The organism is Stenotrophomonas sp. STM01 (assembly GCF_014852135.1).
In the GTDB taxonomy this organism is placed as follows: domain Bacteria; phylum Pseudomonadota; class Gammaproteobacteria; order Xanthomonadales; family Xanthomonadaceae; genus Stenotrophomonas; species Stenotrophomonas capsici.
Genome location: NZ_JACVBA010000001.1, coordinates 2,201,243 through 2,224,296 on the forward strand (window position 1 = coordinate 2,201,243; position 23,054 = coordinate 2,224,296).

16 protein-coding genes and 1 pseudogene are annotated in these 23,054 nt (G+C 69.1%); 11 read left to right on the forward strand and 6 right to left on the reverse strand.

Annotated elements, in window-relative coordinates; all coding sequences use genetic code 11:
* Window positions 1-26: 26 nt before the first annotated feature.
* The 6 genes from IB227_RS09985 to IB227_RS10010 form a co-directional block, all read right to left on the reverse strand.
* A complete protein-coding gene (locus tag IB227_RS09985) occupies window positions 27-1,040 on the reverse strand; it encodes a VacJ family lipoprotein (protein ID WP_192287204.1) in 1,014 nt (337 codons plus the stop codon).
* Window position 1,041: 1 nt separating this feature from the next.
* The gene (locus IB227_RS09990) at window positions 1,042-1,350 is read right to left on the reverse strand and encodes an STAS domain-containing protein (protein ID WP_192287205.1); all 309 of its coding nucleotides are present in this window, start codon (window positions 1,348-1,350) and stop codon (window positions 1,042-1,044) included.
* Window positions 1,340-2,008: an ABC transporter substrate-binding protein gene (locus tag IB227_RS09995; RefSeq protein ID WP_192287206.1), complete on the reverse strand. Its 669-nt coding sequence runs from the start codon at window positions 2,006-2,008 to the stop codon at window positions 1,340-1,342. The genes IB227_RS09990 and IB227_RS09995 overlap by 11 nt, the downstream gene beginning before the upstream one ends.
* Window positions 2,005-2,532 carry an outer membrane lipid asymmetry maintenance protein MlaD gene (gene mlaD / locus IB227_RS10000; RefSeq protein ID WP_132864082.1) on the reverse strand — a complete coding sequence of 176 codons (528 nt, stop codon included), beginning with the start codon at window positions 2,530-2,532 and terminating at the stop codon, window positions 2,005-2,007. The genes IB227_RS09995 and mlaD overlap by 4 nt, the downstream gene beginning before the upstream one ends.
* Window positions 2,533-2,623: 91 nt before the next feature.
* Entirely contained in the window at window positions 2,624-3,373 is a 750-nt protein-coding gene (locus IB227_RS10005) for an MlaE family lipid ABC transporter permease subunit (protein ID WP_192287207.1), read from the reverse strand.
* A 181-nt stretch (window positions 3,374-3,554) separates the two neighbouring features.
* Window positions 3,555-4,352, reverse strand: coding sequence for an ABC transporter ATP-binding protein (locus tag IB227_RS10010; protein WP_132864084.1), 798 nt, complete (start codon window positions 4,350-4,352; stop codon window positions 3,555-3,557).
* A 349-nt stretch (window positions 4,353-4,701) separates the two neighbouring features.
* On the opposite strand from IB227_RS10010, the gene IB227_RS10015 reads away from it, so the two are divergent.
* The 11 genes and pseudogenes from IB227_RS10015 to IB227_RS10065 all read left to right on the forward strand — a co-directional run bounded on the left by IB227_RS10015 (window position 4,702) and on the right by IB227_RS10065 (window position 22,991).
* Window positions 4,702-5,802, forward strand: coding sequence for a PAAR domain-containing protein (locus tag IB227_RS10015; protein ID WP_192287208.1), 1,101 nt, complete (start codon window positions 4,702-4,704; stop codon window positions 5,800-5,802).
* Window positions 5,803-5,870: 68 nt separating this feature from the next.
* A complete protein-coding gene (locus tag IB227_RS10020) occupies window positions 5,871-6,290 on the forward strand; it encodes a hypothetical protein (protein WP_192287209.1) in 420 nt (139 codons plus the stop codon).
* 82 nt (window positions 6,291-6,372) lie between these two features.
* Window positions 6,373-9,729, forward strand: a complete 3,357-nt coding sequence (recC, locus tag IB227_RS10025) for an exodeoxyribonuclease V subunit gamma (protein WP_192287210.1) — start codon at window positions 6,373-6,375, stop codon at window positions 9,727-9,729.
* Window positions 9,726-13,352 (forward strand): exodeoxyribonuclease V subunit beta, encoded by a 3,627-nt coding sequence (recB, locus tag IB227_RS10030; RefSeq protein ID WP_192287211.1) that lies wholly within the window; start codon window positions 9,726-9,728, stop codon window positions 13,350-13,352. The genes recC and recB overlap by 4 nt, the downstream gene beginning before the upstream one ends.
* A complete protein-coding gene (gene recD, locus IB227_RS10035; RefSeq protein WP_192287212.1) occupies window positions 13,349-15,370 on the forward strand; it encodes an exodeoxyribonuclease V subunit alpha in 2,022 nt (673 codons plus the stop codon). Before recB ends, recD begins: the two co-directional genes overlap by 4 nt.
* 107 nt (window positions 15,371-15,477) lie before the next feature.
* Window positions 15,478-16,005: a DUF3828 domain-containing protein gene (locus IB227_RS10040; RefSeq protein WP_192287213.1), complete on the forward strand. Its 528-nt coding sequence runs from the start codon at window positions 15,478-15,480 to the stop codon at window positions 16,003-16,005.
* A gap of 123 nt (window positions 16,006-16,128) precedes the next feature.
* Window positions 16,129-16,728: a GTP cyclohydrolase I FolE gene (folE, locus tag IB227_RS10045; RefSeq protein ID WP_132864091.1), complete on the forward strand. Its 600-nt coding sequence runs from the start codon at window positions 16,129-16,131 to the stop codon at window positions 16,726-16,728.
* Window positions 16,729-16,750: 22 nt separating this feature from the next.
* Window positions 16,751-18,220 (forward strand): DUF3375 domain-containing protein, encoded by a 1,470-nt coding sequence (locus IB227_RS10050; protein ID WP_192287214.1) that lies wholly within the window; start codon window positions 16,751-16,753, stop codon window positions 18,218-18,220.
* A complete protein-coding gene (locus IB227_RS10055) occupies window positions 18,207-18,923 on the forward strand; it encodes a DUF4194 domain-containing protein (RefSeq protein ID WP_192287215.1) in 717 nt (238 codons plus the stop codon). The genes IB227_RS10050 and IB227_RS10055 overlap by 14 nt, the downstream gene beginning before the upstream one ends.
* Before the next feature lie 70 nt (window positions 18,924-18,993).
* Window positions 18,994-22,359: pseudogene (locus IB227_RS10060) on the forward strand (SbcC/MukB-like Walker B domain-containing protein); the annotation flags it as partial.
* Between the two features lie 254 nt (window positions 22,360-22,613).
* Entirely contained in the window at window positions 22,614-22,991 is a 378-nt protein-coding gene (locus IB227_RS10065) for an MAPEG family protein (RefSeq protein ID WP_192287217.1), read from the forward strand.
* The last annotated feature ends 63 nt before the right edge of the window (window positions 22,992-23,054 follow it).

The window sequence follows — 23,054 nt, forward strand, 5'->3', positions numbered from 1 at the left end:
TTTTTCTTTTGCGGCATCACCGGCGATCAATTGCCCCAATCGGGCATCGGCATCGCATCGACCGGGATCGTGGTCGGGTCATCGTCGTCGTCGCCGCGGTTGTGGCGCAGGTCGCGCTCGATCTGGTACGTGCGGCGCTGCAGCCATGCATCGCGGGTCAGGGCGTATTCGTCGACCGCGGTGTCACGCAGCGAGTCCACCGCCATCAGCTGGGCACGCGTGTCGACCAGCTGCAGGCCCTGCAGGCCGATGCGGACCTTGTCCATCTCGATCTGGCGGATCGGCGAGAGCGGCATGTCGCCGGCCAGGCCGAATACGTCACGCACCGTGCGCGGGCCGAAGAACGGAAGTTCCACGTAGCGCGACTGGCGCCAGCCCCAGGTGCCCAGGGTCTGGCCGAAGTCCTCGCTGCGCTTGGGCACCATCGCCTTGCTGGCCGGGTCGAACAGGCCGCCGATGCCGAAGGTGCTGTTCATCAGGAAGCGGCCCAGCGTGTCCCAGGCGTCATCGGCATGGCCCTGCAGCAGCTGGTTGACCATGGTCAGCGGCGAGCGCAGGTTGCTGAAGAAGTTGGTCACGCCGGTGCGCGCGAACTGCGGCACCACCTTGGTGTAGGCGGTGGCCAGCGGACGGGCGACGCTGCGGTCGACGGCATTGTTGAAGCGGTGCACGCCGCGGTTGTACTTCTCCCACGGGTCGTAGGACGGCGATGCGCCGGTGGCTTCCTCCGCGCCGGTGCTGGGCGACGGGCCGCCGTACAGCGCAGCGAAGTCGTCCTCGGCAGCGGTGGGGGCCACCTCTTCGCTGGCGGTGCCCGCACTGGCCGCGGCCGGCGGTGGCGTGTCGTGCCCGGAGGTGTCGGTATCGACGGCGGGGGTTTCCGCCGCCGCCGGCACGTCATTGGCCGCCACGGGCTGTTCGATGGCCTGCGACGGTTCGACCAGGCGGGAGGCCGGCGCGCTGTCGCGTGCGGGCTTGCCGGCACAGGCGGCCAGCAGCACGACGCAGGCAAGGAGGGGGAGGGTGCGGATGATGCTCATGTCAGCTTCCTGCTGCGGTCGCATTGAAATCGAGTGACGGGGACAGCCGGTAGGCTGCCCGCAGTTCGTCCAGCCCTGCCGGTGCACCGAGGACCTGCACTGGCCCATGCGCGTGCAGGCGTGCGGCGAGCTCGCCCAGCACGGCCAGCCCGGCGCTGTCGACACGTTCCAGCAGCTGCAGGTCGAGCTGGCGCAACGTGCCCGGCACGCGCGCCAGCTGCGGCCACAACGCCGTTACCGCAGCGCGGTCGAGCACGCCTGCCAGGTGCAGGGTGTCGCCCTCGATGCGGGCGCTGGCATTACTTGCCACGGGGAGCCGGGCCGGCGTTGGCCTGGATGCTGCCGCTGCGCAGCTCGGTGGCCACCTGGCGGATCGACTTCTGGCGCAGCGGGGCGTCGAACTGGTTCTTGAAGGTCTGCACGTAGGAGATGCCTTCGATCATCACGTCGAAGATCTTCCACTGGCCGCCGACGTTGCGCATCAGGTACTCCACCGGGGTCGGCTCGCTGCCCGAGCGCACCAGTTCGGTGGTTACCTTGACGCCGCGGTTGCCCGGCAGCGCGGTTTCGCCCTTGTAGCGGAAGCTCGGCTTGCCCTGGATGTCGAGCAGGGTCGAGCCGTAGCGCGACATCAGGTTGTCGGCCATGGCGTCGGCGAACAGCTTCACGTCCTCGTCCGACGCGCCGCGGCCGTGCACGCCCAGCACCAGGCGGGCGGCGTAGTCGCGGTCGAAGCCACGGCTGAGCTCGCCGTCGATGAAGCTGCGCAGGGCGGCCGGATTGCTGCGGAACTCGCTGCGGCGGGACTGCAGCGTGTCGATGATGCGGGTGCTGGAATCCAGCACGGTGCGTGCGGCCGGCGACGGCTGGGCCGCGGTGGCGGCTGGGCGCGCCTGCGCGCTGACCAGTGCCGGGGTGGAGGCCAGCAGGGCCGAAGCAAGCACGGTGCCGAGCAGTTTCACGTTCATGGTTGCGGTTCCATTGCGGGCGCGTCTGCGCCGGGGGTTTCGTGGGTCTCGGCGCCGGCGGCATTGCCGCCACCGCTGAACATGTACTTGCCAACCAGCTGGATCAGGTCCACCGCCGGCTGGGTGAAGACGATCTCGTCACCGGACTTGAGCGGTTCAGGGTCTCCACCGGGTTGCAGGCCGATGTAGCTTTCGCCCAGCAGGCCACTGGTGAAGATGCCTGCCGAGGTATCGGCGGGCAGATCCTTGAACTTGCCGTCCAGGGCCAGGGTGACGATGGAGTCGTATTTAACCGGGTCGAGCTGAATATCAGCCACTTGGCCGATGGTCACGCCGCCGACCTTCACTGGCGCCTGCTTGCGCAGCTGGCCGATCTGGGTAAAGCGGGCCTTGAGCACATAGTCACCGCCGCCCACGCCGAAGCGCTGGTTGGTCGATGCCACGGCAAGCACCAGCAGCGAGGCCAGGGCCAGCAGCAGGAAGGCGCCGACGGAAAATTCGAGTCTGGGTCCACGGATGGCCATGTTGTTATCTCACTCCTGATCCATCTGGTGCTTCGCCGCGGCGAAGCCGTTCGGGTTCTGTTCCCACGCGACCGGCGCGGGGCGTGGGGTATTACTGGAAGAGCAGTGCCGACAGCACGAAATTGAACATCAGCACCAGCAGCGAGGCGTTGACCACCGCGCGGGTGGTCGCCACCGAGGTGCCTTCGATGGTCGGCTCGGCGTGGAAGCCGACGTAGGCCGCCACCAGCGCCGCGGTGCCGCCGAAGATCGCCGACTTGAGCAGGGCCACGGCGAAGTCATCCCAGAAGTCGACGCTGCCACGCAGCCCCGACCAGAACGTGCCGTTGTCCTGGCCCAGCACATGCACCGCCTCGAAGTAGCCACCGGTGATGGCCAGCGAGCAGAACACGCCGGTCAGCAGCGGCACGGTCAGCACCGCCGCCCAGAAGCGCGGTGCCACCGCCTTGGCGACCGGATCGATGGCCATCAGTTCCAGCGCCTTGATCTGGTCGGTGGCGCGCATCAGGCCCAGTTCGGCGGCGATCGAGCTGCCGGCGCGGCCGATGAACAGCAGCGCGGTCAGCACCGGTGCCAGCTCGCGGTACAGCGATAGGCCCAACAGCGTGGACAGCGCGTCGGAGGCACCGAAGGTGGTCAGCGTGCGGTAGCCCTGCAGGGTCAGCACCAGGCCGACGAAGGCACCGCCCACGGCGATGATCGGCAGCGAGCGTGCGCCGATCTTGTAGATCTCGCGGGTCAGCTCGGCCAGGAAGTCACGGGTCGGCAGCGAACCACGCAGCACGGTCAGCGAGAACAGGCCGGCGCGGCCGAGCGAACGGATGGAGGAGGCGAAGGGCATCAGAGAGCGACTCCTGAAGTGTTGGAGGTGCAGAAGCCGCTGTTGTCCTTCTCCCGCTTGCGGGGGGAGGTGCCCGAAGGGCGGAGGGGAGCAGCCTTGAGCGCAGAAGCGCCCTCAGCCCAACCCTCTCCCGCCATGCGGGAGAGGGGGCAGGAATCACGCATTTCGTGCATCGGCACCATCATGCGTTCTCCAACCCGTAGTTGCGCGCCGGCGCATCGAACGGGATCGGGCCGTCCGGCTGGCCGTGCAGGAACTGGCGCACCAGCGGGTCCTGGCTGGCCTGCAGTTCGTCCGGCGTACCGGAGAACACGATGCCGCCGTTGGCGATCACCACCGCCTGGTCGCTGATCGGCAGGGTCTCGTGGACGTGGTGGCTGACGATGATGCTGGTCAGGCCGAGGCTGTCGTTGAGGCGCTGGATCAGGCTCATGATCACGCCCGAGGCGATCGGGTCCAGCCCGGTCAGCGGCTCGTCGTAGATCATCAGCGGCGGGTCCAGTGCCAGCGCACGGGCCAGCGCCACGCGCCGTGCCATGCCGCCGGACAGCTCGCGCGGCCAGGCATCGGCAGCGGCCAGCAGGCCGACCGCGTGCAGCTTCATCTGCACCAGTCGGCGCAGCACCGGTTCCGGCAGCCGGGTATGCGCGCGCAGCGGCAGCGCTACGTTCTCGGCCACGCTCAGGTCGGTCAGCAGGCCGTTGCCCTGCAGCAGCACGCCGACGTTCTTGCGCATCTCCAGCAGGGCGCGGTTGCCGTGCGGGATGTCCTGGCCGAACAGCTGCACGTTGCCACTTACCGGACGCAGCTCGCCGGTCAGCGCCGCCAGCATCGTCGACTTGCCGCTGCCCGACGGACCCAGCACCGCGGTGATGCTGCCGCGCGGTACCTGCAACGAGACGTCGCGCAGGATCGTGCGCCCGCCGCGGTCGATGCGTACGTTGGACAACTGCACCAGGGGTGGCGGGTTCGAGGGCATGGTGGCCTTTAACGGAAAAACAACGTTGTAGGATTATCAGACGCGGCTGAACAAAAGCGAACTGGTCCGTGCAGTATTGTCGCATCCGCCGGGCGAACCATGGGTGATGAGCAGTCCCGGGAGCAGCAACACAGTGTCCGCCGGTTGGCCCAATCCGTACGGGGTCGCCGGGCCGCTTGCCCGGAACACCGGGACGCGCGGCAAGTGGAACTGCCCTGTTGCCAGCCCCGCGCGTTGTCATGCCAGTGATCCCGGGCCAACCTCGCCGCCCCTGATCATCCCGCCGCATCCCTGCACTAAGGTCCGCCGCTGATTTCCCTGAAGGATCGGCCAGGGAGGCCGAGCGGCGATGTCACGGATGCTCATCGTGGTTGGCGATGCCCTGCAGCGCGGAGGCGCGGTGCTGTCCGGCTCGCCGCACACCGATATCGACGGCCGCGCGGTGGCGCGAGTCGGCGACAAGGTCCTGTGCACCCGGCATGGTGCCGGCGCCATCGTGACCGGTGACCCCACGCTCCTGATCGACGGGCAGGCCGTCGCACGGAATGGGGACAAGGCCAGCTGTGGTTGCGTACTGCTGGCCGGGAAGCAGCCATTGGTGCATGTCAATCATGGCGGCGATGTCGGGAGTGCTGTCTTTGCAACAGCGCCGAAACGGGCCAGTAATGTGATTGCGTCGTCACCGAGCCCCGTAGCGCCTTCTGATGCTCCCACCGAGGAGGCGTCGGATCCGGGCTGTTGGGTCCAGGACCACGACGTGCGGATTAGTGGTGATATTGATGGCCGCTACTACGAGGCCTATGCCAGTACGGGTGAAAGACACAACTATTCCTTCCCCGTCAGCTACCGGATCGAGGTGCCACTGAAGACACAGGCCGATATCGTGGTCTCCATCGAGGTGAAAGTGGTGCCGATGCCAGGCATCACGGCGGCTGAAGTGGCGAGCGTCAAACAGCGTATGGCCGAAGGGATCTCGCGCTACTGGAACGGAAAGCTCGTGTTGGGGATCAGGGATCCTGAGTGCGGCAGCCGGAAACGTCCGATCCGCTACGAGGTCCGTTGGGTGGATGGGGGTGGCGACTACATGTTGTTCATTCACCGCAGATATGAACGCGAGCAGGTGAGCTACCCGGATATTGATGTTTCCCTCAGTACCACCGTATGGACCTTTGCGCATGAGTTTGCGCATTGCCTCGGTCTTCCAGATGAGTATTCGTACAATGATCCGGACGAAGAAACCGTCCGTTACATAAAGCCAGACGGTAGCTTCGACCCTGAAACGCTTGTGGCCAAGCCAGATTCGCGGGAATTATCGGATCCAGATGCAACGATCATGAACGCGGAGGATTGCAACGCAATCAAGCCGCGCCATGCCTGGAACATTGCACGCGAGGTACAGGAACTACTGCGCCATGAGATCGGCAGGGAAATAACATGCACCGTAGAGTGACCCAGCTATTCACCACAATGTTGATTGCCGTAGTTCCGGCCGTAGCGCAGAACAAGGAGCCTGACCCAATGATCGAACTGCATGCACGCTGCGTGGATGATGCACATTGCCGCTTCCACGAAGGGGTAACGCTGAACATTGAGTTGGAGCTACGCAACGGTGGTTCCGAGCCTGTGAGCCTGCCGTTGGAGTACATCCGCCAGCGGGGGCCATCGGTGAGGGTCCATGACAACCACACGCAAAGAACCACGTCGTTGCGAACCACGCTCGCTGCGGCGACATTGCGCGAACAATTGCAGGTGTTGGCCCCTGACCAATCCATCCGCTTCTCGATTCCGGTAAAGCCCCAGGACATCAGTCGATTCGCGTTGCGCCCCGTCGATGTTTCCCTGGAATTCTCCATCAATCTGACGCCCGGCTTGAGCGGAGAGGACGCAGACATGGTGAGCAGCCGGCTGCGGGTAGTCGGGGCAGTGGGTTCCAGCTGATGGGACCGGGGATCGGGTGCTGCCGGTGCGTCGATCAACATAATGTTGGCGGGCAGTAGTTCGGCTACGGCAAGATGGCGCGATGACCGCCGTACCCGATTTCCGCCTCTATCACTCCAATGCCCTGGACGTGCTGGCCTCGCTGCTGGCCCATGCCCTGCGCGAACCTGCGCCCGGGCAGCCGCTGCTGGCCGCCGACACGGTGCTGATCCCGCAGGTGGCGATGCGGCGTTGGCTGCAGTCCACGCTGGCGGCTGAGTACGGCATCGCAGCCAACCTGGAGTTCCTCACGCCCGGCGAGTTCGTGGCGCGTGCGCTCAACGCCAACGTCAGCGGTGAAGCCGACGACCTCGGCGCCAGTGGCCTGCATTGGCGGCTGTACGCGGCGTTGACCGATCCGGCGCTGATGGCCCGGCCGCCGCTGGCCGCGCTGCGCGCCTACCTGGACCGCGACGACCCGCTGCGGCCGTGGGCGTTGGCCGGCGAGCTGGGCGGGGTATTCGAGAAGTACCAGGCCTGGCGCCGTGACTGGCTGCTGGACTGGGAGCAGGGCGGCGAGCCCAACGATCCCCAGGCCATCCTGTGGCGGGCCATCGCCGGGGGCCACCCGTACCGCGCACGCCGCATCGATGACTACCTGCGCCGCTTCGAGGGCGACGGCAAGCCGTTGCCGCAGGGCTTGCCGGGGCGGTTGTTCGCCTTCGCCACGCTCAATGTGTCGCCGGACGTGCTGCGCGTGATCGCCACCCAGGCGCGGGTCGGCACGTTGCACTTCTATATGCCCACGCCGACCCGCTCGTACTGGGGCGACCTGCAGACGCTGGGCGAGAAGCTGCGTAGCGGCGAGGCCGATCCGTTCGGCGCGCAGGCCGGCGAGAACCCGCTGCTGCAGGCCTGGGGCGCGGCTGGCCGCGACTTCATGGCGGTACTGGGCAGTTACGAGGTGGTGCACCCCTCCGGCGAGATCGCCGCCTACGTCGACCCGGAGAGCGAGGCCGGCCCCGGGCTGGATGCCGGTGGGCTGGGCGACAGCCTGCTGCACCGCCTGCAGGCCGACCTGTACCACCGCCGCGCGCTGCCCGAACCACCGCTGCGCGAGCGCCTGCGCGTGGACGACCCCAGTATCCAGGTCCACGCCTGCCACACGCGCCTGCGCGAGATGCAGGTACTGCACGACCAGTTGCGCGCACTGCTGGAGGACCCGCGCTTCGACCCGCCGCTGCAGCCGCGCGAGATCGCGGTGTTGGCGCCGGACATCGACCCCTACGTGCCGTACCTGGAATCGGTGTTCGGTGGCCGTGGCGGCAGCGACGAGCACATCCCGTGGGCGCTGGCCGATGCCAGCCCGCTGCAGGGCGAGCCGCTGGCCGAGGTGTTCGTGCAGTTGCTGGGCCTGCCGGTGTCGCGCTTTGGCCTCAATGAAATCCTCGATCTGCTGGCCAGCGCGCCGTTGGCCGCCGCCGCCGGGCTGGACGCGGTCGCCTTCGAACGCCTGCACGCCTGGCTGCAGGCCGCCGGTGCCCGCTGGGGCCTGGACGCTGCGCATCGCGCGGACCCGCACCAGGCCCCGCGCGACGATGCCTATACCTGGCAGTTCGCGCTGGATCGCCTGCTGCTCGGCCATGCCAGCGGCAGCGACGAGGACATCGGCGGCGTCGCCCCGTGGCCGGAACTGGAAGGCGGTGCGTTGGCCGCGCTGGATGCGCTGATCCGCCTGCTGCGGGTGCTGGCCCGTCACCAGAAGACGTTGGCCGATGCGCTGACCCCGGCGCAATGGCGCGAACGCCTGCTCGGCCTGCTGCAGGCGCTGCTGCCCGAGCCCCCGGCCGAGTCGTCCACCCAGCGCGCGCTGGACCGCCTGCGCAAGCTGGTCAGCGAGTTCGCCGAGGACGCGGACACGGCCGGCTTCGCCGCCAGCGTGCCGGCCGAGGTGGTGCGCGCGCACTTCGCCGCGGTGCTGTCCGAGGCCGATACCCGCGCCCCGCTGCTGACCGGCGGCATCAGCTTTGGCCGCATGGTGCCGATGCGCCTGCTGCCGTTCCGGGTGATCTGCGTGCTGGGCCTGAACGACGGCGACTTCCCGCGTCGCGACCCGGCCGCGGGCCTGAGCCGGCTCACCGCCGAGCTGGGCACCACGCGCCGCCGCCATGGCGACCGCTCGCTGCGCGAGGACGACCGTTTCCTGTTCCTGCAGCTGTTCGCCTCCGCGCAGGAGGTGTTCTACCTGAGCTACCTGGGCGCCGATGCGCGCGATGGCAGCGTGCGCGAGCCCTCGGTGCTGGTCAGCGAACTGATCGACACGGCCGCCGCCTACCACCAGGACCCGGCCGCGGTGCGCAGGCAGTTGGTGGTACGCCACCCGCTGCAGCCGTTCGCGCCGACCGCGTTCGGCGGCGAGGAGCCGCGCCGCTTCAGCTATCGCCAGCAATGGCACCCGGCCGCCGGTGCGGTCGGTGGCAACCGCCGTGCGCTGGCGCCGTGGTTCACCGGCCTGCAGGCCGCGCCGTTGCCGGCCGCGCTGGAGGACGATGCCTTGTCGCTGGACAGCCTGCGCCGCTTCCTGTCCGACCCGGCCGGGCAGTTCCTCGGCCAGCGGCTGGGCCTGCGCCTGGCCGGCGAGATCGACCACAGCGAAGACACCGAGCCGCTGGTCGTCCCCGGCGGTGGCCGCGAGCATTCGGCCCTGCAGCAGCAGGTGTTGACCGCCTTGTTGGAAGGTCGCGAACAGGGGCTGTACCAGCGCCTGCGCGCGCGCGCGCTGTTGCCGTCCGGTGCGCTGGGCCAACAGCAGTTCAAGCGCGTACTCGGCCGGGTCCGGCCCAGCGCCGAAGCCTTCGCGGCCTGGTACGACGGCCAGCCGTTGCGCTCGGAACTGTACGAAGTAGAGATCGATGGCCTGCGCCTGCATGGGCGGGTCAACCAGATTCATCCACAGGGGCTGGTGCGCCTGCATGCCGGTGCGCCCGGGGTGGCCTACGTGCTGCGTGGGGGGCTGGACTGGTTGCTGGCCAATGCCGCCGGTGCCGGCCTGCCGCTGCTGCAGTTCCACGACGGCGGGCAGGACGGGCACGGCCCGCACGCCCTGCCGGCGCCTTCGCCGGAAGCAGCACAAAACGCCTTGAAAGCCTTGCTGCAGCTACGTTCCGACGGTCTGCAGGCGCCGCTGCTGTTTGCCCCGTACACCGGTTGGGAGATCTACAACGCCGCTGCCGAAAACCGCGAAAAGTCTGCACACGCGCGCTGGTACGGCGGCGACTACAGCTGGGGCGAACGCGACGGCGAAGCGCTGCGGCTGGCCCTGCGCGGCAGCGATCCGTTCGCCGCCGAAGACACTACTCACAGATTTATCCACAACAGCCTGTTGATATTTTCGGCCCTGCGCGAGGGTCGGGTACGGGCCGAACCGGGCCCGGCCGGGCGCACTGGAGGTGCGGCATGAACACCGCCGTACACGACCCCTACCTGGACCTGCCGCTGGACGGGTTGCGCCTGATCGAAGCCAGCGCCGGCACCGGCAAGACCTTCACCCTGGCCACGCTGTTCACCCGCCTGGTGGTCGAGCGCGGCCTGCGCATGGGCCAGATCCTGGCGGTGACCTTCACCGACGCCGCCACCCAGGAGCTGCGCAAGCGCATCCGCGAACGCCTGGACCTGGCTGCGCGCCTGGTCGGGGTGGCGCCGGACGCCAGCGACACCCCGGAAACCGCGCTGACCCACGCCGTCCTGCAACGTCACCTGGACCAGGGCGGCGAGAGCGCGGCCCAGCTGGGACGGCGCCTGCGCGCGGCCGCCGAGGAAACCGACCTGGCGGCGATCTTCACCATCCACGGCTTCTGCACCCGCGTGCTCGGCGAATACGCGCTGGAAAGCGGGCACACCTTCGCCGCGCCGGAACTGCTGGCCAACACCCGCGAACTGCATGCCGAACTGGCCGCCGACCTGTGGCGCCTGCATGCCGGCCAGGGTGAGCGGCTGGAGGCCCTGCTGGGCCTGTGGAAAAGTCCCGATGCACTGGCCGCCGACCTGGACAAGCTGGCCGGCGAGCTGCCGCTGCTGCCCGAGGTGCCGGACAGCGTGGTCGAGGACGCCCGCCCATTGCGCGATGCCGCCGTGCAGCGCCTGGCCGCCGGCCTGATCGAACACGGACCGACCTACCTGCAGCAGCTGCGTGAGGCAATGGACGGCGGCGTACTCAACAAGGCCAGCTACAAGCCGGACTGGGTGAACACAGTGTTCCTGCAGCTGGAGCAGTGGAGCCGCCATCCCGACCCGGAGGTTGAACTCGACGAACGGCTGGAGCGGCTCACGCTGGAGGCGCTCACCGCCAAGACCAACAAGGCCAAGGCCGGCAGCACGCCGGCGTCGCCGTTGCAGCCGCTGCTTGCCGACTACCTGCAGGCAATGGCGCAGGTCACCCGCTGGCAGCGCCAGCAGTCGATCGCGTTGCTGCACCAGCTGCGCGACGAAGCCCGCCAGCGCTTGCGCACGTTCAAGCAGCAACGCCGGCTGCAGACCTACGACGACCTGATCGACAACGTCGCCCATGCCCTGCAGGGCGAACACGGCGCGGTGCTGGCCGCGCGCCTGCGCGCGCAGTACCGCTTCGCGCTGGTGGACGAATTCCAGGACACCGACCCGCGCCAGTGGGACATCTTCCGCAGCGTGTTCGCGCCGGGCGATGGCAACGAGGCCGCGTTGTTCCTGATCGGCGACCCCAAGCAGGCCATCTACGGTTTCCGTGGCGGCGACGTGCACACCTACCTGCAGGCCAAGGCATTGGCCGAGGCGGCACCGGCGCTGGACCGCAACTTCCGTTCGCGCCCCAGCGTGCTGCGTGCCATCCAGGCGCTGTACGACAACGCCGGCAGTACCGCCTTCCTCGATGAGCGCATCCAGTTCGAACCGGTGCTGCCGGGCAGCAAGCGCACCGATGCCGACTACCTGATCGATGGCGTGCCGGCACCGGCGTTGACCGTGTGCGTGATCCAGGGCGATGCCGACGGCAAGCCACTCAAGGCCGACGATGCCCGCGAGGCCGCCACGCTGGCCTGCGTCGGTGATATCCACAGGGTATTGCGTGCGTCGCGCGAGGGCCGCGCGCAGGTGGATGGCGCGCCGGCGCAGCCCGGCGACATCGCCGTGCTAGTGCGGTCGCACAAGGAGGCCGCGCGCATCCAGCAGGCCTTGGCGGCGGTGGGTATCCCGGCGGTGGCGGCGGGCAAGCAGAGCCTGTTCTCCAGCGCCGAGGCGCACGAGGTGCGGCTGCTGTTGCTGGCCTTGCTGCAACCGGCCGACGAAGGCCGGCTGCGCGCGGCGCTGTCCACCGTGCTGCTGGGCGAGGACGCCGCCGCGATCGCGGCGATGGAGCACGAGGGCGACCGCCAACGCGCGCACCAGGAACGCCTGCTGCAATGGCGCGAGCGCTGGCAGCGCGGTGGCGTACTGGCACTGCTGTCCGACCTTGCCGCCGAGCAGGCCGAACGCCTGCTGGCGCTGGTCGATGGCGAGCGCCGCCTGACCAACTACCTGCAGCTGGGCGAACAGCTGCAGGAAGCCAGCAACCGCAGCATCGGCCTGCATGGCCTGCTCGACTGGCTGCAGACGCGCATGGCGCACGCCGATGAAAGCGACGAGACCCAGCTGCTGCGGCTGGAATCGGACGCGCGCCGGGTGCAGATCATCACCCTGCACAAGAGCAAGGGCCTGGAGTACCCGCTGGTCTACCTGCCGTTCGTGGGCATCGCGACCAACGCGCCGGATACGTCCAACCACCGCACCGTGCATGACGGTGCGCAGCGCGTGCTGCATTGGAAGATCGACAAGGACGACCCGCAGTGGAAAGCCGTCGGCCAGCAGGTCAGCGCCGAGGAGGAAGCCGAAACCGCGCGCCTGCTGTACGTCGGCCTGACCCGCGCCGAGCATGCCCTGTGGATAACCGGGGGTGCACTGACCGGCCTGGCGTCCTCGCGATTGGGCCCGATGCTGCAGGACATGGCCGCGCTGGCCGCGCACGCGGATATCCACATCGTTGATGGTGGCCCGCACAGCCTGCCGCCACGCCTGCCCGCCGAGCGCGAGCAGGCGTTGCCGCCGGTGCGCGCGGTGCAGCGCGTGGTGCCGCACGACTGGTGGGTGTACAGCTTCACCCAGCTGGCCCATGCCGACGGCGGGCAGGACACCTCCGCCGCGGCCACCGAGGAAAAGGGTGGCGCCTCCGACGAACCGGCGCAGGTGGACGTGGAAGCCGAACCGGCCGTGGTCGACACGCCGGCCGAGGTATTCGACCCCCGCTTTGCCGGCAGTCGCTTCGGCAACGTACTGCATGCCGCGCTGGAGAACGTGGACTTCGCCGCCTGGGTGCACTGGCAGGCCGGCGAGGCTGCGCCGGACGGGCAGGGCACCGTCATCGCCAAGGCCCTGCGCGACGACGGCTACGTGGAGGAAGACATCGCCGACGGCGTCAGCCTGCTGACCGGCCTGATCGGCCAGACCCTGACCGTGACCTTGCCCGAGGGCGGCGCGCTGCATTCGCTGGCCGTGGGCACGTACAGCGCCGAGATCGAGTTCCACTTCGCCATGCAGGCCACCACCGTGCCGGCCCTGTTGCGGGTGCTGCATGTGCACGGCGTGGTGCGTGACCGCCACGGCTTTGGCCTGCGCCGCCAGCTGGAGGGGCTGATGACCGGCAAGATCGACCTGACCTACGTGCGTGACGACCGTTGGTACGTGCTGGACTACAAATCCAACCGGTTGCCGGACTACGCGCCGTCGCAGCTGGAAGCGGCGATGCAGCACAGCGAGTATGACCTGCAGGCGCTGATCTACACCGTGGCCCTGCACCGTTGGCTGCGGTTCCGCCTCGGTGCCGGCTACGACTACGCGCGCGACTTCGGTGGCATCCGCTACCTGTTCTGCCGCGGCCTGGACGCCAGCCGCACGCCGTCGCCGGGGCTGTACGCGCACCGCTTCGCGCCGGAGCTGGTGCATGCGGTGGATGAATTGTTCGCCGGTGGCCGCGAAGGCCATGCGGCGCTGTTGGCGCGCCTGGAGGGCGAGGCATGAGCCTGCTCAAGGCCTTGAACAACGCCGGTGCCCTGCGCGCGCTGGACCACGCACTGGCGCAGAGCCTGCGCCGGCTGGACCCAGACACGCCGGACGCCGTGCTGGCCGCCGCCGCGCTGGCGTCGCTGGCGGTATCGCAGGGCCATGCCGGCTTCGATCCACGCCAGCCGCAGCGGCTGGTCGACGTGGGCGTGGAGTGGCCGGACCCGGCGCAGTGGAGCGCCCAGCTGGCGGCCTCGCCGTGGATCGTGTCGATGGCCGATGCGCGCGAGGCCAGCACGCAGTCGCTGCTGGTCTGGGAGAACGGCCTGCTGTACCTGCGGCGTTACCGCGAGTACGAGCGGCGCCTGGCGCTGGGACTGCAACGGATCGGTGGCGTGCGCCCGCCCTTGGCGGCGCTGGGCGGTGTGGCGGCGCTGTTCACGCGGTTGTTCCCGGGCGAGGTGCTGCCGTTGGTGGCAACGCAGGGGGAACTGTTTGGGATGCCCTCACCCCAGCCCTCTCCCGCAGGCGGGAGAGGGGGCCAAGCGCAGCACGTTGAGCGTCAGTCCTCCCTTCTCCCGCAAGCGGGAGAAGGTGCCCGAAGGGCGGATGAGGGCAACAAACCCCTCGCCGGCAACCTCCAGGCCCGCGCCGCCGCCGTCGCCCTGCGCCACAACCTGCTGCTGGTCACCGGCGGCCCGGGCACCGGCAAGACCACCACCATCACCCGCCTGCTGGTGCTGCTGGCCGCGCAGGCCCGGGCCGAGGGCAAACCGGCGCCGCGCGTAGCCCTGGCTGCCCCGACCGGCCGTGCCGCCGAACGCATGGCCGAAAGCCTGCGCAACGCCCTGCAGGTGTTGCCCGGTGCCGGTGTCGATGCCGCCTTGTGCGAGCAGTTGCCGACCACCGGCACCACCCTGCATCGCCTGCTCGGCGTGATTCCCGATTTGCCGCGTTTCCGCCACCACGCCGACAACCCGTTGCCCTACGAGGTGGTGGTGGTCGACGAGGCCTCGATGATCGACCTGCCGCTGATGACCAAGCTGGTCGAAGCGGTGGCCGACGGCACCCGGCTGGTGCTGCTGGGCGATCCCGACCAGCTGCCATCGGTGGAAGCCGGTGACGTGCTCAGCGCCATCCTGCGCGCCGCCGGCGACGGCCAGCGCATCGCCGCGGCCGATGCGCAAGCGCTGCAGCCACTGCTCGGCAGCCTGCCCACCGAGGCCATCGAAACCACCCCGAACGCCTTCGCAGGTGCCCGCGTGCAGCTGCAGCGCGGTTACCGCCAGAGCGATGCCCTGCAGCTGGCACCGCTGGCCACCGTGATGCGCGAGGGCGATGCCGCACAGGCGCTGGCGCTGCTGCGCGGGAAGACCCTGGCCGGCGTGCACTTCCATGAAGGCGAGGTTGATCCGCTGGCGGCGTGGCGGGGTCCGCTGCAGCAGTACTGGGAGTCCCTGGCCACCGCCAGCAGCCCGGCCGAGGCCCTGGCCCTGACCGGCCGCCTGCGCCTGCTCACCGCGGTGCGCGAAGGCCCGCAGGGCGCGCGTGGCCTCAATGCGCGCATCGAGGAACGCCTGGCCGGCGCGTCCCGCCGCGGCAGTGCCGGGCCCGGCTATTTCCACGGGCGGATGTTGATCATCACCGAGAACAGCTACCGCCACCGCCTGTTCAACGGCGACATCGGCATCTGCCTGAGCGATGGCGGCAGCCGTGGCACCACGGCCTGGTTCCCCGGCGATGACCTGTCCTCGCCGCGCGCCTTCCACCCCGCCGCCTTGCCGGCGCACGAGAGTGCCTTCGCGATGACCGTGCACAAGGCGCAGGGCTCGGAGTTCGACCAGGTCTGGTTGCAGCTGCCACGCCGCGACAATCGCGTGCTCAGCCGTGAGCTGCTGTACACCGGCATCACCCGTGCCCGGCATGGGCTGCACCTGTCCGGCAGCGCCGAGGTGATCAAGGCGGCCCTGGCCCGGCATGCCAGCCGCTGGTCGGGCCTGGCGGAGCGGTTGCTGGGCGGAGCTGCTCCAGCGTGATCGACCCGGCCGCATGAACCGCCCCCTCCCTGGCGCCGAAGGCGCAGGGGAGGGCCGGGGAGGGGTAAGCTCCCGCCAAGCCATCCCCACCCACTCAGGACCGCACGATGAAGAACACATGGACGTGGGCCCTCGCCCTGGCCCTGGCCGGCTGCAACGCCCCGCCGGCCAACGCCCCGCAACCGGCAGCCACGCCCGCCGCCGCGGGTACTGCCGCCGACCTCGACCAGGCCCGCGCCTTCCTGGCCCACGTCTACGCCACGTACTACCCGGACGTGCCGCTGGAGGACGTGCTGCCCGACGATCAGGTCTACGCCCCGGCGCTGCTGGCGGCGATGGAGGCCAACAGCCAGGCCAATGACGGCGAGGTCGGCTACCTCGACGCCGACCCGCTGTGCCAATGCCAGGACACCGCGCAGGACCTGCGCCAGCTGGCCTTCACCCTCACCCCGCTGGATGGCGGCCGGCTGCGTGCCACCGCCCAGATGGCCGATCCGGTTGCACCGCTGGCGCTGGACCTCACCCTCAGCCGCCAGAAGGGCCAGTGGCGCATCGCCGATATCGCCAGCCCTGCCGAACCCAGCCTGCTGAAGGCGCTGGAGCGGGATACCGAAACGGCCCGGCAGCGGCCCTGAGGGCGGCTGAACCTGAACGCAGGCCATGAACAGGGAGGCCCCCGCCCCCGTGAACCCGCCGTGCTGCCCCCTCCGGGGCCCGGCTGGTAGCATGTCCACCCCGTAATCCAAGCGCTGTCTGTAATGACCGATTCCAAGAACCCGCCCGTCACCCAGGCCCAGGCCGAAGACGCCGTGCGCACCCTGCTGCGCTGGGCCGGTGAAGATCCCGCCCGCGAAGGCCTGCTGGATACCCCGCGCCGGGTGGCCGAGGCCTACGGCGACTGGTTCAAGGGCTACCAGGACGACCCGCGCGAGTACCTGGCACGTACCTTCGAGGAAGTGGCCGGCTACGACGAGATGATCGTGCTGCGCGACATCGAGTATGAAAGCCACTGCGAGCACCACATGGCGCCGATCCTGGGCCGTGTCCACGTCGGCTACGTGCCCAACGGCCGCGTGGTCGGCATCTCCAAGCTGGCGCGCGTGGTCGAGGCCTATGCCCGCCGCTTCCAGGTGCAGGAGAAGATGACCGCGCAGATCGCCGATGTCATCCAGGACGTGCTGCAGCCGCTGGGCGTGGGCGTGGTGGTGGAAGGCTCGCACGAGTGCATGACCACCCGTGGCATCCACAAGCGTGGCGTGTCCATGGTCACCTCGCGCATGCGTGGCACCTTCCATGACGACGCGCGCACCCGCGCCGAGTTCCTGCGTTTCATCGAAGTCGGCCACGCCCGCCGCTAAGCCAAGGACCCGCGCGCTGTCGATGAAGTACCCCAAACGTATTGCCGGCTATCAGCGCCTGCGCGAGCAGCCGCTGTGGAAACTGCTGGCCTCCGACCGCGCGCCGGTGTTGATCGGGCTGCTGCAGGGCCTGTTGCTGGAAGCGGACCGGCGCGTGCCGGGCTCGATCCTGGCCGAGCGCCTGCAGCAGCAGCTGGACGCGCTCAACGCCGAGGAGCTCGACGTCGAGCTGCCGCGCACCGCGCAGGCCTACATCGCCTACTGGCTGTCGCAGGGCTGGCTGGAGCGGCGCCTGCCCGAAGGAGCGAGCGAAGAGGAGTACGAGCTCTCGCGCCAGGCGGTGCAGGCCATCCGCTTCATCGCCGGGGTCGAGCACAACGCCAGCCTGGCCACCGAAAGCCGCCTGTCGATGGTCATGCAGCAGCTCTCGCAGCTGGCCCAGCAGACCGAGACCAACCCCGAGGCACGGCTGGCCGCGCTGCGCGCCGAGCGTGAGCGCATCGACGCGGAGATCGCCCAGGCCGCCAGCGGCAAGGTCGCCACCCTCGACGGCAAGCGCGCGCTGGAACGCACCCGCGACGTGATCCGCCTGGCCGATGACCTGGCCGAGGACTTCCGCCGCGTGCGTGATGACTTCGAGCAGCTCAACCGCCGCTTCCGCGAGCGCATCATCGACGACGAAGGCGCGCGCGGCGACGTGCTGGACCGCCTGTTCAGTGGCGTTGATGTGATCGGCGAATCCGATGCCGGACGCAGCTTCCAGGGCTTCTGGGACCTGCTCAACGACCCGCGCCGCAGCGCCGAGCTCGATGCCGCGCTGGACGCGGTGCTCGAGCGTGGCTTCACCCGCAAGCTGGACCGCAACGAGCGCAACTTCCTGCGCAACTTCACCAGCACCCTGCTCGAGCGCGGCGGCCAGGTGCACGAGGTGATGCAGCACTTCGCGCGCAGCCTGCGCGGTTTCGTGCAGAGCCGCGGCTACCTGGAACAGCGCCGCCTCAACCAGCTGCTCAAGCAGGCGCAAGGCCAGGCGCTGCAGCTGCGCGAGGACATGCACCCCACCGCCGCCACCGGCTTCGTGCTGCCGTTGTCGGCCGCACGCTTGCGTTCAATTGGCCAATGGCGCCTACACGACCCGCGCAGCCACCAGGTCGAGACGTCGATCTTCATGGCCGATGCGGCCGAGATCTCGCTGGACAGCGTCGGCGACCTGGTCGCGCAGTCGGAGATCGACGTGCGCACGCTCAAGGACAACCTGTTCATGCTGCTCGGCACCCGCCCGCAGCTGTCCATCGCGCAGGTGCTGCGCGAGCGGCCGGCGCGGCAGGGCCTGGGCAGCGTGATCGGCTATCTCTCCATCGGCACCCGCCACGGCATGGTGGTGCGCGATCAACTGGAAACCGTGGAATGGACCGGCGGCGACGGCAGGGCACGGCGTGCCCGCGTGCCGCTGGTGTGGTTCCTCAAGGAAAGACGCGATGAACTGGTCTGAGACCGAAATCGAGAACGAAGGCGAAGGCCAGGCCGCACCGGCACCTGCCGCGCCGGCCACCAACAAGGACACCGGCGCGCTGTTCCTGGGCGACACCGGCCGCCTGCCGGCCGAGGCGCGCCGCGCGCTGTGCCAGCTGCTGGCTGGCCCCAGCGTCGATGCGCAGCGCCAGCCGACCCAGTGGACCGCGTTGCTGCGCCACGAAGACGCGGTGCGCAGCCTGCTGTGCGAGCTGTTCCTGGAGCTGGTGCTGGACCGTGACGGCGGCATCGCCTTCACCCGCCAGGCCGATACCGCCGAGCTGGATTCGCCGACCCTACTGCGCAGCGCGCCGCTGACCTTCATCGAGTCGGTGCTGTTGCTGCACCTGCGCCAGCAGTTGGCCGAGGCCGATACCCGCGGCGAACGCGCGGTGGTGGAGGAGCTGGAACTGGTCGAGGCGATGAGCATCTACCAGAAGAACGTCTCCACCGACCAGGCCGGCTACGGCAAGCGCGTGGCCGCGGCGATCGCCAAGATGCGCGAGAACCAGCTGCTGTCCAAGCTGCGCGGCAGCGAGGACCGCTACGAGATCTCGCCGGCGTTGAAGCTGCTGTTCTCGGCCGAGGACGTGCAGGCCCTGGGCGAGGCCTACCGCCAGCTGCGCGAAGGCGAGCCGGCGCCGGCCGAGGCCGAAGCCGCCGGCGAAGACGCCGACGAATGACGCGCACGCGCGTCGAATCACATTTGTTTGTCGCCGTCGCGCCAGGCGCGGCGGTTGAAGGATGAGCCGCATGGACACCGCTTCCCACACCCTGCTTCCCGCCGCCGCGTTGTTCAACGACCCGGCCAGTGATGCCCGCGCGAACCAGTTCCGCATGCGCCGCCTGCAGGTGCTCAACTGGGGTACGTTCTCGGGCCTGACCGAAGTACCGATCGCCGAGCGCGGCTTCCTGTTCGTCGGCCGTTCCGGTTCGGGCAAGTCGACCTTGCTTGATGGCATGAGCGCGCTGCTGACGCCGCCGAGCATCGTCGACTTCAACGCCGCCGCGCGCGAAGCCGAGCGTTCCGGCCGCGACCGCTCGCTGGTGTCCTACGTGCGTGGCGCCTGGGCCGACCAGCAGGACAGCGCATCGGGCGAGATCGCCACACAGTACCTGCGCAAGGGCGCGACCTGGACCGCATTGGCGCTGGAATACCACAACGCCCGCGGCGACGCGGTGTCGATCATCCGCATGTTCTGGATCAACGGCGCCGGCACCTCCGCCAACGATGTGCGCAAGCACTACATGGTGGTGCCGCGCCGCTTCGACCTGGCCGAACTCGACGGCTTCGACCTGGACCTGCGCAAGCTGCGCCTGCGCCTGGGCGAGGACGTGGCCCACTTCGACAGCTTCGCCGGCTACGCCGAGCGCTTCCGCCACCTGCTGGGCATCGGCAACGACATGGCGCTGCGCCTGCTGCACAAGACGCAGTCGGCCAAGAACCTGGGAGACCTCAACGCCTTCCTGCGTGGCTTCATGCTGGAAGAACCGCGCACCTTCGAAGCGGCCGACCGCCTGGTCGAGGACTTCTCCGAGCTGGACGGCGCCCACCACGCGGTGGTGACCGCACGCCGCCAGGTCGAGACGCTGACCCCGGCCCGCGACTACCACCAGGACCTGACCGAGCTGCGCAAGGGCGTGGCCAACCTGCGCGACCTGCAGATCGGCATCGACGGCTTCCGCGAGGAAAAGCGCCTGGAGCTGGTCAACGACCGCCTCAAGGAAGTGGAGGTCGCCGACCGCGGCCTGATGGGCGAGGAAGGCCAGCGCCGCCAGGCGCTGGACAACCACGAGCAGAAGCTGGTCGAGCTGGAACGCCAGCAGCGCGAACAGGGCGGCGAGCGCATCGAAGAGCTGGAGCGCGAACGCACCCGCGTCGAGCGCGAGGTCGAGGAACGCGCGCGCCGCCGCAAGCAGCTGGAAACCGCATGCCGCCAGCTGGGCATGTCGCTGGCCGACACCGCTTCGGTGTTCGCCGAGCAGGTCGAACAGGCGCGTGCGTTGATCGATGGCAGCCGTGACGGTGCCGGCACCGTGGACGATGCCATCGCCGAGCGCATGGCCGAGCGCCGCGATGACGAGAAGCGTTTCAATGCGCTGCGCGTGGAGCTGGAATCGCTCAAGTCCGCGCCCAGCTCGATCCCGGCCCCGCTGCAGCAGATGCGTGCACGCCTGTGCGACGACACCGGCCTGCCCGAATCGGTGCTGCCCTTCGTCGGCGAGCTGATCCAGGTGCGCGAGGACCAGATCGGTTGGCGCGGCGCGATCGAGCGCGTGCTGCACGGTTTCGCGCAGTCGCTGCTGGTCGATGAGAAGCACCACAGCCAGGTGGCCGAGTGGGCCAACCGCACCCACCTGGGCACCAAGCTGGTCTACTTCCGCGTGCGCGACAACGAGTCGCTGCATGCGCGCGAGCCGGACAAGCGTTCGTTGATCCACAAGCTGCAGCTGCGCGACCACGTGTTCGGCGACTGGGTCCATAACGAACTGCTGCGCCGCTTCGATTACACCTGCGTGGAGAACGCCAGCCAGCTGCGCAACGAAGACCGCGCACTGACCCGCGAAGGCCAGATCAAGCACCCGGGCGATCGCTACGAGAAGGACGACCGCCACGCCGTCAACGACCGCAAGCGCTGGATGCTGGGCCACGACAACCGCGACAAGCGCCGCGTCTACGAGCGCGAGGCGCAGGAGCTGGCGCAGCGCATCGCGCGCAGCGAGTCGGACGTGGCCATGCTGCGCAAGCAGCGCGAGAGCGGGCAGGAAAAGCAGCTGGCCGCGCGCGTGCTGGTCGAGCGCGACTGGGACGAGATCGACGTCGGCCCGCGCCTGCAGCGCCTGGCCGACATCGACGAGCAGCTGGTGGACCTGCGCGAGGGCGACAACGCGTTGGCGCGCGTCGGCCAGCAGATCGAGCTGACCCGCGGCCTGCGCGACCAGGCCAAGCGCACCTACGAGGACGTGCGGCTGGAACGCGCGCAGCTTTCGCGTGAGCGCGTGCGGTTGGAACAGCAGCGTGACAACGGCGCCGCCCGCGTCGCCGGTGCGCCGCTGACCGACGCCCAGCGCGACGGCCTGGGCGAGCGCCTGGAGGCGCTGCCGGGCTTCAACCTGGACACGCTGGAAAGCCACTTCCGGGTGATCGAGCGTGGCCTGGCCGAGGAGCTGGGGCAGAGCCAGAGCCGCGACGCCAAGCTCACCCAGCACCTGCTCGACTGCTTCCGCAAGTATTGCCAGCAGTGGCCGGAGGACTCCGGTGACTTCACCGTGTCGCTGAGCAGCGCCGATGACTTCCTGGCACGCTTGCAGCGCCTGGAGAGCGACGGCCTGCCACGACACGAAGGCCGCTTCTTCGACCTGCTGCAGACCCAGAGCAAGAACAACCTGCTCGCCCTGCAGCGCCACACCGCCGAGGCACACAAGGCGATCAAGCAGCGCATGGACGAGGTCAACGCCTCGCTGGAGCAGGTGCCGTTCAACCGCGGCACCGTGCTGGCCATTGACGTCAGCGACCGGCGCCTGCCGGAAGTGCAGGACTTCCAGCTGCAGCTGCGCGCGGTGCTGACCCACCAGCAGACCGAAGACCGTTCGCTGGCCGAAACCCAGTTCAACGTGCTGCGTGACCTGGTGCGCCGCCTCGGTGCACAGGAACCGGAGCTGCGCCGCTGGCGCGAGCAGGTGCTGGACGTGCGCCAGCACGTGGAGTTCTACGGCGTCGAGCTCGACGGTGAAACCCGCGAGCAGGTCGAGATCTACCGCAGCGGCGCCGGCAAGTCCGGTGGCCAGCGCCAGAAGCTGGCCACCACCTGCCTGGCCGCGGCGCTGCGTTACCAGCTCGGTGGCGAAGACGGCGAACTGCCGCGCTACGCCGCCGTGGTGCTCGACGAAGCCTTCGACAAAGCCGACAACGAGTTCACCGCGCTGGCGATGAACATCTTCGAGAACTTCGGCTTCCAGATGGTGGTGGCCACGCCGCTGAAGTCGGTGATGACACTGGAGCCGTTCATCGGCGGTGCCTGCTTCGTCGAGATCAGCGGTCGCCACGATTCGGGCGTGCTGCTGATCGAATACGACGACGAGGCCAATCGCCTGAAGCTGCCGGCGCGCGCCCGTGGCGCCGCCGCCCGCGAACAGGACGAGGCCGGTGACGTGGAAGTCGCGGCGGACGATGCCGAAGCCGCACCGAAGAAGAAGCCGGCGAGGAAGAGCGCGGCCACCGAGCAGTAAGCCCGGGCATTCCTCCCTTGCCACTGGCCAGGGAGGAAGCACGGCAGGAGCAGGTCCAGCCGCCAAGCCCATCCCACATCCGCTCGCATCACCCCGCGCGCACCTCCGTTACAGTCCCCTCAAACGCCTCCGAGGATTCCCCCATGCATTACGTGGAAATCGTCGCCATGCTGGTCGTGGTGCAGTACCTGTTCTTCACCACCCTGGTCGGTCGCGCCCGTGGCCGTTACGGCGTGAAGGCGCCGGCCGTCACCGGCCATGAAGGTTTCGAGCGCGTCTACCGCGTGCAGATGAACACCCTGGAGCTGATGGTCGCGCTGCTGCCGTCGTTGTTCGTCGCCGCCCGCTTCTGGCCGGCCGAATGGGTGGCTGGCATCGGTGCGGTCTACCTGGTTGGCCGCTTGATCTACTGGCGCGCCTACGTTGCCGCGCCGGCGGGGCGTGGCCTGGGCTTCGGCCTGTCGATGCTGCCGGTGCTCGCGCTGCTGCTGATGGCCCTGGCGGGCGCGATCCTGCGCTGATTGCCCGGTCGCGAAGCCGACGGCCCATCCCGTCGCGCAGAGGCGGGCTACGGAAGCAGTGTC